The sequence below is a fragment of the Acidovorax sp. genome (assembly GCF_046341535.1).
Taxonomy (GTDB): domain Bacteria; phylum Pseudomonadota; class Gammaproteobacteria; order Burkholderiales; family Burkholderiaceae_C; genus Acidovorax.
In genome coordinates this window covers 1-8,816 of the sequence record NZ_JBKDRI010000011.1, presented here as the reverse complement: position 1 = coordinate 8,816, position 8,816 = coordinate 1, and the positions used below count along the sequence as shown (strand labels likewise).

The following is an 8,816-nucleotide window of genomic DNA, read 5'->3' as shown; positions in this document are numbered from 1 at the left end:
GCGAGGATGCGCTGGTGCGGATTGGGATAGGCCACAAGGCGCTTTTTGCAGCCAATAGCCTGGCTATTGGCAAGAAAAGCAACACCGTGGACTGCCCGAGCCCGCGCCAGCGCAGACCGCAGGGAGTTATGCAGAGGTTCCCTTGCCCAGGGATTTACTCGCACGCGCAGTCCGGTAGCATGATCCCATGCTTGCCGCTAAACCCTATCTACAAAGTGTTTGCATCCGCCCAGATGCAGACGTGGACTATGACAGCTACCCATACAACGTACCTGCGATCCGCGATTTGGGGCTGCTGAGGTTTCACCCGGACGTAACCTTCTTCGTGGGTGAGAACGGCTCCGGGAAATCAACGTTACTCGAGGGGATAGCGCTGGCTCTGGGTTACAGCCCAGAGGGTGGGACGCGCAACTTCAAGCTGGCAAGTGCAGATTCAGAATCATCGTTGCACGAAGTGCTGCGGTTAGCGCGGAGCTACCGCGCGCCGCAAGATGGCTATTTTTTGCGGGCAGAGAGTTTTTTCAACGTGGCCACCTACATGGATGAGGTTGGTTACCTGGAGAGCTACGGAGGAAAATCGCTACATGCGCGGTCGCATGGAGAGGCATTTATGGCGCTGCTGACGCACAAGTTCAAAGGCAAGGGGTTGTACTTGCTGGACGAACCCGAGGCGGCCCTATCACCCAACCGCCAACTCGCTGCGCTATTTGCGATCCACCAGCTGGTGGAAGATAAATCGCAATTCATCATTGCCACGCACTCTCCCATCCTGCTGTCCTACCCAAACGCGAGGATCATTCTGTTTGATGGCACCGGCCTGTCCGAAGTAGCCTTTGAGGACACTGAGCACTACGCAGTGACCCACGACTTTCTCAACAACTATCCTCAGCGGCTGAAGCGTTTGCTGGCGGACGAGGAGGATGCATAGCGCAGTTCGGACGATGGACGTTCACGTAGTTCTTCGCCGCCTGTTAGATGATTTGGCGATTAAATAAAAAGAATTAAGTCGTTTGGGTTTTAAAGCGCGGCTCGCAGAATGCCAGCCCTGTGACCCCAAATGCCTCCATCATCATCGTTCCCGGCTGGCGCGACTCAGGCCCCGGCCACTGGCAGAGCCTGTGGGCCGAGCGTCTGCCCCACGCGCACCGCGTGGTGCAGGACGACTGGATCACGCCCACGCGCTCGGCCTGGGTCAAGCAGTTGGAGAAGACCGTGCTGGCCGCGCCGCACCCCGTGGTGATCGTGGCGCACAGCCTGGGCTGCATCGCCACCACACACATGGGTGCCGAGGCGGCAGACCGCGTGTGCGGCGCGCTGCTGGTGGCACCGGCCGACCCCGAGCGCCGCGCCATCCTGAGCGACTTTGCGCCGGTACCCTACGCAGCGCTGCCCTACCGCAGCATCGTGGTGGCCAGCAGCAATGACCCGTTTTGCCCCATCCGGCTGGCTGGCGCCTATGCGCGGGCCTGGGGCAGCGAGTTTGTGCGCATGCAAAACGCAGGGCACATCAACATCGATTCGGGGCATGGCGAATGGCCCCTGGGTTGGGCGCTGCTGCAGTCGCTGGAGGGCGGGCCTGCAGCCCACCCGCTGCCAGCCAGCTCCGCCCATCCCCATGGATCGATACCTTGATTGCTATTAAATTAATAGCTATCAGACCATGATGGTCGTGCGTAAGTGCCTGTTTTTGATATGTCCACTGCGACCATGCCCCGCTAAAGGCACTCGTCCGTCATTCCATATGCCTTTCGTTGATTATTTAACAAAAATATATTCTTTTGAGTTTTAAGAGCCTCTCCGCACAATCCGGCTTCTCCAGCAGCTTTTCGGGCGACACCACCATGACTTCTCTGAAACTCAAGACCCTCCTGGCCTCCCTGGCCCTGGCCGCGAGCGGCGTGGCTGCCGCGCAAAACGCGCTGCTCAACGTGTCGTATGACGTGGCACGCGAGTTCTACAAGGACTACAACGCCGCCTTTGCCGCGCACTACAAGAAGACCACCGGCCAGGATGTGAAGATTGACCAGTCGCACGCCGGCTCCAGCGCCCAGGCACGCGCCGTGAACGATGGTCTGGCTGCCGATGTGGTCACCATGAACACCACCACCGACGTGCAGTTTCTGGCCGACAACGGCGTGGTCGCCAAGGACTGGACCAAGAAGTTCCCGCACGACGCTGCGCCCACCACCTCGACCATGCTGTTCCTGGTGCGCAACGGTAACCCCAAGGCCATCAAAGACTGGGAAGACCTGGTGAAGCCCGGAATCCAGGTGATCGTGGTCAACCCCAAGACGGGTGGTAATGGCCGCTATGCCTACCTGGCCGCCTGGGGCGCCATCCGTGAAAAGGGCGGCACCGAAGCGCAGGCTGCCGAGTTTGTTGCCAAGCTCTACAAGAACGTGCCCGTGCTGGCCAAGGGTGGCCGCGATGCCACGGCCACCTTCCTGCAGCGCAACCAGGGGGATGTGCTGATCACGTTTGAATCAGAAGTGGTGTCCATCGACCGTGAATTTGGCGCTGGCAAGGTCGATTCGGTCTATCCGTCGGTCAGCATCATTGCCGAGAACCCCGTGGCCGTGGTCGAACGCACCGTGGCCAAGAAGGGCACGGCGCAGCTGGCCAAGGCCTACCTGGACTACCTGTATTCCGACGAAGCCCAGGAAATCGCCGCCAAGCACGCCATCCGCCCGCGTTCGGAAGCCGTGCTCAAGAAGTACGCAGAGACCTTCAAGCCCATCAAGCAGTTCACGGTGGCCAAGTATTTCGGATCGCTGACCGAAGCTCAAAAAGTTCACTTCAACGACGGCGGGCAGTTCGACAAGATCTACTCCAAGTAATTCCGAACCCCCCGCTGAGCCGCTGCGCGGCTTCCCCCCGCTCTCGCATCGCTGCGCGAAGCGGGCAGGGGGACGCCACCCGTGCACGCAAGGAAAACGTCGCTGCGCTCTGGTGGCGGCCCTTGCCCGGTGGCACTCGCATTGGTGCACGCCAGTTTTTGCCGTCGCTTGCAATAGATAGAGCTTTATGAACAACAACAACGGCGGCCGCAGAGGCGCCAAGCGCGTTTTGCCCGGTTTCGGGCTCACGCTGGGCTACACGCTCTTTTACTTGAGCATCATCGTGCTGATTCCGCTGTCGGCACTGCTCTTTAAGACCTTCACGCTGACCTGGGAGCAGTTCTGGGCGGCAGTGAGCGCGCCGCGGGTGATGGCCTCGTACCGGCTGACGTTCGGCGCGTCGTTCATTGCGGCGCTGGTCAACCTGTTCTTCGGGCTGCTGATTGCCTGGGTGCTGGTGCGCTACAAGTTTTCGGGCAAGAAGATCGTGGATGCGCTGGTGGACCTGCCGTTTGCGCTGCCCACTGCTGTGGCCGGCATCTCGCTCACGGCGCTGCTGGCCAGCAATGGGTGGATCGGCCAGATCCTGGAGCCCATGGGCATCCAGTTGGCCTTCAAGCCGGGGGGCATTGTGATTGCGCTCATCTTCATCGGCCTGCCCTTTGTGGTGCGAACCGTGCAGCCCGTGCTGGAAGACGCCGAAAAAGAACTGGAAGAGGCCGCCACCTGCCTGGGTGCCACCCGCCTGCAAACCTTTACCAAGGTGATCCTGCCCTCCATCACGCCCGCGCTGCTCACCGGCTTTGCCATGGCCTTTGCGCGCGCGGTGGGGGAGTATGGCTCGGTCATCTTCATCGCTGGCAACATGCCCATGGTTTCTGAAATCACGCCACTCATCATCATCGGCAAGCTGGAGCAATACGACTTTGCGGGCGCCACGGCGGTGGCGGTGGTCATGCTGGTGATTTCGTTCATCCTGCTGCTCATCATCAATGCGCTGCAAGCCTGGCAGCGCCGTACAGCATGAAACACCCCCTGAGTCGCTTCGCGCCTTCCCCCTCTCGTGTCGGAGGGGGACGCACCCAGTGGCCTGGCCAAGCCAGTTCCACCGGTGCACTGGCCTGTGCCGCGCCTGTTTCCAGCGCAACCCGCTATGGAAGGTCTACATGAATACACGTACCGCTAGCCGCGCTCGCGCGGGCACGACGGAGGCTCCGTGGGTGCGCTACACGCTGATCACGCTGGCGCTGGCCTTCATGCTGCTGTTTTTGGTGCTGCCGCTGGCTGCGGTGTTCACCGAGGCGCTGCGCAAGGGGCTCGATGCCTACATTGCCGGGCTGCGCGACCCGGACGCGTGGTCGGCCATCAAGCTCACGCTGCTGACCGCCATCATCGCCGTGCCTCTGAACCTGGTGTTCGGTGTGGCGGCGGCCTGGTGCATTGCCAAGTACGAGTTCCGTGGCAAGGCATTTTTGACCACGCTGGTGGACCTGCCGTTTTCGGTGTCACCGGTGGTGGCGGGCCTGGTGTATGTGCTGATGTTTGGCGCCAATGGCTGGTTCGGCCCGTGGCTCATGGCCAATGACATCAAGATCATCTTTGCCGTGCCCGGCATTGTCCTGGCCACGATGTTCGTGACCTTTCCGTTCATCGCCCGCGAACTGATCCCGCTGATGCAGGCGCAGGGCAACGATGAAGAGCAGGCCGCCATTGTGCTGGGCGCCACCGGCTGGCAGACCTTTTGGCGTGTGACGCTGCCCAATATCAAGTGGGGTCTGCTGTATGGGGTGATCCTGTGCAACGCGCGGGCCATGGGTGAATTCGGCGCGGTGTCGGTGGTCTCGGGCCACATCCGTGGGCAGACCAACACCATCCCGCTGCATGTGGAAATCCTCTACAACGAATACCAGTCGGTGGCGGCGTTTGCTGCGGCCTCCCTGCTGGCCTTGCTGGCCCTGGTCACGCTGGTGATCAAGACCATTGCCGAACACCGCAACGAGCAGGCCATGAAGGCCGCTGCCGAATTGCCACCCGAGCGGCCCGCGCCAGCGCCTGGGCCCATGCCTGTTGCACGCTGAAGGAAGACCCCCATCATGAGCATTGAAATCCGTAACGTCAGCAAGCAGTTTGGTGATTTCCAGGCCCTGCGCGATGTCAGCCTCGATATCGCCTCGGGCGAACTCATTGCGCTGCTGGGCCCCTCGGGCTGCGGCAAGACCACGCTGCTGCGCATCATTGCCGGCCTGGAAACGCCCGACGTGGGCAGCATCCATTTCAGTGGCGAGGACACCACCGACGTGCATGTGCGCGATCGCAACGTGGGCTTTGTGTTCCAGCACTACGCGCTGTTTCGCCACATGACCGTGTTCGAGAACGTGGCTTTCGGTCTGCGCGTCAAGCCCCGTGGCGAGCGCCCGAGCGAAGCGCAGATCAAGCAAAAGGTGACCGACCTGCTCAAGCTCGTGCAGCTTGACTGGCTGGCCGAGCGCTACCCCTCGCAGCTCTCGGGCGGGCAGCGCCAGCGCATTGCCCTGGCCCGCGCCCTGGCGGTGGAGCCCAAGGTGCTGCTGCTCGACGAGCCGTTTGGCGCGCTGGACGCCAAGGTGCGCAAGGAACTGCGCCGCTGGCTGCGCCGCCTGCATGACGAGCTGCATGTCACCAGCATCTTCGTCACGCACGACCAGGAAGAAGCGCTGGAGGTGGCCGACCGCGTGGTCGTCATCAACCAGGGCAAGATCGAACAAACCGGCTCGCCCCAGCAGGTATGGGACCACCCGGCCAGCCCGTTTGTGTATGGCTTTCTGGGTGACGTGAACCTGTTCCACGGCCGCGCCCACGAAGGCCTGGTGCACCTGGAAGGTGTGCAGATCGACGCGCCCGAGCACGCAGCAGCGCAGGACACCAAGGCCTTTGCCTATGTGCGTCCGCACGACCTGGATGTGCAGCGATACTCGCCTGGCGCGGGCATCGACGCCGATGGCCGTCCACGCGGTATCGTGGCGCAGCTCAGCCGCGCCATCGTGGTTGGCCCCATTGCCCGCCTGGAACTTATTCCATCCGACGATCACCAACCAGCGGACAATGCATCCGCAGAGAACCTGATCGAGGCGCAGATTCCTGCGCAGCAGTTCAATGAGATGGGTTTCAAAGAAGGCGAAACGCTGGTGGTCACACCGCGCCGCGCCCGCGTTTTTCTGGATCACGCCGCCGGGATTTGACTCCCCCTGAGCCGCTTCGCGTCTTCCCCCTGAGGGGGATGCACCCGGTGGACTGGCGGAGCCAGATCCACGGGTGCACTGGCATGGGCCGCGCCCGTGTCGGCGGCGGGACCGTTTGCGATGGCAACTGGATGAGGGATTGGAATGATGGTGTTGAACTGGATCAATCAGGCCCCGCGCCGCGTGCTGGCACTGATCAGCGCCGCTTGCGTGGCCATGCTGGTGTTTGGCATGTATCTGCAGCATGTGGTGGGCCTGGAGCCGTGCCCGATGTGCATCGTGCAACGATATGCTCTTATTTGTGTAGCAATGTTTTCATGCCTGGCGTGCGTAAGCGGCCAAAAAAAATGGTGGATGAGCTGGAGTGCACTGGCGCTGGTCGCGTCGGGCTTTGGCGCCTTCGTGGCGGCGCGCCAGAGCTGGCTGCAGTGGTACCCGCCCGAGGTGGCCACCTGCGGCCGCGACTTCTACGGCATGATCGAAAACTACCCCATCAGCCGTGCCATCCCCATGATCTTCCGCGGCTCGGGCGACTGCGCGGCCATTGACTGGACCTTCCTGGGCGGCTCGATCGCCAACTGGTCGTTCGTGTACTTTGTGGGTTTTGCGGTGGTGCTGCTGGCGCTGCTGGTGCGTGGTGTGAAGGCAAGAGCGGGTCGCTTCGCGGCCGTATGACTTGCGTTTTTGGCGCATCTGCCCTGCCATCCTGAAAGCCGTCTTTCGGCGGTTGGTTGGGGCGCGCGTCGCCACCTGTTCAGCGATGACGGGCGTCTGGGAAAGCCACTCCGTCAGTTCCTTCCTCCCACGCGGGCCATTTGTCCATCACGCTGGCAAACAGGGCGCCTTCCTGCCATCGGTCCAGCCATGTCTGAACCTGTACCCACGGCTGCGCCTGCCACCAGGCAGTATCGATCGCTGCAAACTGGCGTACAAAGGGCGCAATCGCCATATCAGCCAGCGCGGCATGGTCGCCAAACAGAAAGGGCTGGTCGGTCAGACGCGCTTGCAGGCTGTACAACCACTGCATCGCCTCGGCACGCGCGATGGCCGGGTCTGCGTCGGGAAACCGGTTCGGATATTTGCAGCGGTCCAGTGCCTGTTTGAAGGGGCCGTCGCATGATTCAATCAACGCCAGCATATCGGCAAGGCTGCCATGGCTGGGCGCAAGCCAGCCACCCGGGTCGTTGCGTGCCAGCGCCCAGAGCATGATGTCCAGGCTTTGATCCAGCACCCGGCTGTCGCTCAGCACCAGCACGGGCACGGTGCCCTTGGGTGAGGCCTGCAACAGTGCCGCCGGCTTGTTTCGCAACACGACCTCGCGCAGCTCGCAGGCCTGGCCGCTCACCGCCAAGGCCAGGCGCGCGCGCATGGCGTACGGGCATCGGCGAAAGGAATACAGCACAGGCAGGGCAGGGGTGCCGGTGTGCGCGCTGATCATGCAGTGTCAGCCCCGGTCATGGATTCATCAGCGCCCGGGGCATGTGCAGGGCTGCCCGGCTGGCGTGCGCCGATATGCGCCTTGCCGCGGCGCGCGGCCAGTTGCATCTGCCGCTCGCGCTCGGCCAGGGCGCGCTCCTGTTCGGGCGTGCGGGTGCCGTGGCAATACGGGCAGCTCACGCCGGGCACGTAGTGCGGTGATTGCAGTTCGGCTTCGCCCAGCGGCATGCGGCACGAGCGGCACAGCTGGTGGTGGCCCGGCGTCAGGCCATGGCCGACCGAGACGCGCTCGTCAAACACAAAGCAGTCGCCGTGCCACAGGCTGTCTTGCTCGGGCACGGTTTCCAGGTATTTGAGGATGCCGCCCTCCAGGTGATAGACGTCGTCGAAGCCCTGCGACCGCAGCAGCGCGGTGGATTTCTCGCAGCGGATGCCGCCGGTGCAGAACATGGCCACACGCGGCTTGCCAGCCAGCACGCCGCCGGGCTCGCTTTCGCGGGCGACCCAGGCCGGGAACTCTGCAAACGTGCGTGTGTGCGGGTTCACGGCACGTTCAAAGCTGCCGATGCCCACCTCGTAGTCGTTGCGGGTGTCGACCACAATCACATCGGGATCGGAAATCAGCGCGTTCCAATCTGTCGGCTTGACATAGGTGCCAGCGTTGCGCGCAGGGTTCAGGCCGGGCACCCCCAGCGTGACGATTTCGCGTTTGAGGCGCACCCGCATCCGATAAAACGGCATGCGCTCGGCGTAGGCCTCTTTGTGCTGAAGGCGGGCGAACCGCGCATCGCCGTGCAGCCACGCCAGCACGGCGCGCACACCGGCCTCTTCGCCTGCAATGGTGCCGTTGATGCCCTCGGGTGCCAGCAGCAGCATGCCGCGCACACCGTGGGCGTCGCACACTTCTTGCAGGGGCGCGCGCAGCGCTGCGCAGTCGGGCAGGTCCACAAACTGGTACAGCGCAACAGTGAGAAAACGGGGGGTGACGGGGTCCACAGCGGGATGCGGCGCAGTCTTCGAAACGGCCGATGATACCGACCGGTAGGGAGTGACGGCGACGGTGCCCCAGAGAGCGCTATGGCTACGGGACTGCCTTGGTGGTTGCACTGGTTTGGATGCTGGCGTAGATCAACGCTACGCGCGCTGTTCTCCGAAGTTCGACACCTCGCCCCCCTTTTTGACCTTTTTTGAGGGTTGGTGGCGTTATGAATCAACGACTTGCATCTAATTTTCAAAAATTTTTGTAGTGGCAATCTTGTAATTGTTTTGTATTGGCAATCATTTGCTAATGCACTACACTCCAGGTCACCATGTTCGTCAAGCT

9 protein-coding genes are annotated in these 8,816 nt (G+C 62.3%); 7 read left to right on the top strand and 2 right to left on the bottom strand.

Annotated features, from left to right (window positions below; genetic code table 11):
* The first annotated feature begins 187 nt into the window (after positions 1-187).
* The 7 genes from ACK543_RS00600 to ACK543_RS00570 all read left to right on the top strand — a co-directional run bounded on the left by ACK543_RS00600 (position 188) and on the right by ACK543_RS00570 (position 6,730).
* Positions 188-928, top strand: coding sequence for an AAA family ATPase (locus ACK543_RS00600; RefSeq protein WP_409940941.1), 741 nt, complete (start codon positions 188-190; stop codon positions 926-928).
* Between the two features lie 119 nt (positions 929-1,047).
* Complete coding sequence (locus tag ACK543_RS00595; protein WP_409940940.1) at positions 1,048-1,632, top strand: RBBP9/YdeN family alpha/beta hydrolase; 585 nt, start codon at positions 1,048-1,050, stop codon at positions 1,630-1,632.
* 209 nt (positions 1,633-1,841) lie between these two features.
* The gene (locus tag ACK543_RS00590) at positions 1,842-2,837 is read left to right on the top strand and encodes a sulfate ABC transporter substrate-binding protein (protein WP_409940939.1); all 996 of its coding nucleotides are present in this window, start codon (positions 1,842-1,844) and stop codon (positions 2,835-2,837) included.
* 187 nt (positions 2,838-3,024) lie between these two features.
* The gene (gene cysT / locus ACK543_RS00585) at positions 3,025-3,864 is read left to right on the top strand and encodes a sulfate ABC transporter permease subunit CysT (protein WP_409940938.1); all 840 of its coding nucleotides are present in this window, start codon (positions 3,025-3,027) and stop codon (positions 3,862-3,864) included.
* 139 nt (positions 3,865-4,003) lie between these two features.
* Positions 4,004-4,915, top strand: coding sequence for a sulfate ABC transporter permease subunit CysW (gene cysW / locus ACK543_RS00580; protein ID WP_409940937.1), 912 nt, complete (start codon positions 4,004-4,006; stop codon positions 4,913-4,915).
* Between the two features lie 15 nt (positions 4,916-4,930).
* Positions 4,931-6,055, top strand: coding sequence for a sulfate/molybdate ABC transporter ATP-binding protein (locus ACK543_RS00575; protein WP_409940936.1), 1,125 nt, complete (start codon positions 4,931-4,933; stop codon positions 6,053-6,055).
* Positions 6,056-6,202: 147 nt separating this feature from the next.
* Positions 6,203-6,730 (top strand): disulfide bond formation protein B, encoded by a 528-nt coding sequence (locus ACK543_RS00570; RefSeq protein WP_409940942.1) that lies wholly within the window; start codon positions 6,203-6,205, stop codon positions 6,728-6,730.
* 79 nt (positions 6,731-6,809) lie between these two features.
* Here ACK543_RS00570 and ACK543_RS00565 read toward each other — a convergent pair whose 3' ends face one another.
* On the bottom strand, positions 6,810-7,493 hold the full coding sequence (locus tag ACK543_RS00565) for a glutathione S-transferase (protein WP_409940935.1): 684 nt from the start codon (positions 7,491-7,493) through the stop codon (positions 6,810-6,812).
* On the bottom strand, positions 7,490-8,488 hold the full coding sequence (locus tag ACK543_RS00560) for a rhodanese-related sulfurtransferase (protein ID WP_409940934.1): 999 nt from the start codon (positions 8,486-8,488) through the stop codon (positions 7,490-7,492). The genes ACK543_RS00565 and ACK543_RS00560 overlap by 4 nt, the downstream gene beginning before the upstream one ends.
* Positions 8,489-8,816 lie beyond the last annotated feature (328 nt).

Excerpts from the sequence above, each read along its gene's own strand:
- ACK543_RS00600 (WP_409940941.1), top strand. The coding sequence starts at position 188 with ATGCTTGCCGCTAAACCCTATCTACAAAGTGTTTGCATCCGCCCAGAT.
- ACK543_RS00590 (WP_409940939.1), top strand. The coding sequence starts at position 1,842 with ATGACTTCTCTGAAACTCAAGACCCTCCTGGCCTCCCTGGCCCTGGCC.
- cysT (WP_409940938.1), top strand. The coding sequence starts at position 3,025 with ATGAACAACAACAACGGCGGCCGCAGAGGCGCCAAGCGCGTTTTGCCC.
- cysW (WP_409940937.1), top strand. The coding sequence starts at position 4,004 with ATGAATACACGTACCGCTAGCCGCGCTCGCGCGGGCACGACGGAGGCT.
- ACK543_RS00575 (WP_409940936.1), top strand. The coding sequence starts at position 4,931 with ATGAGCATTGAAATCCGTAACGTCAGCAAGCAGTTTGGTGATTTCCAG.
- ACK543_RS00570 (WP_409940942.1), top strand. The coding sequence starts at position 6,203 with ATGGTGTTGAACTGGATCAATCAGGCCCCGCGCCGCGTGCTGGCACTG.
- ACK543_RS00565 (WP_409940935.1), bottom strand. The coding sequence starts at position 7,493 with ATGATCAGCGCGCACACCGGCACCCCTGCCCTGCCTGTGCTGTATTCC.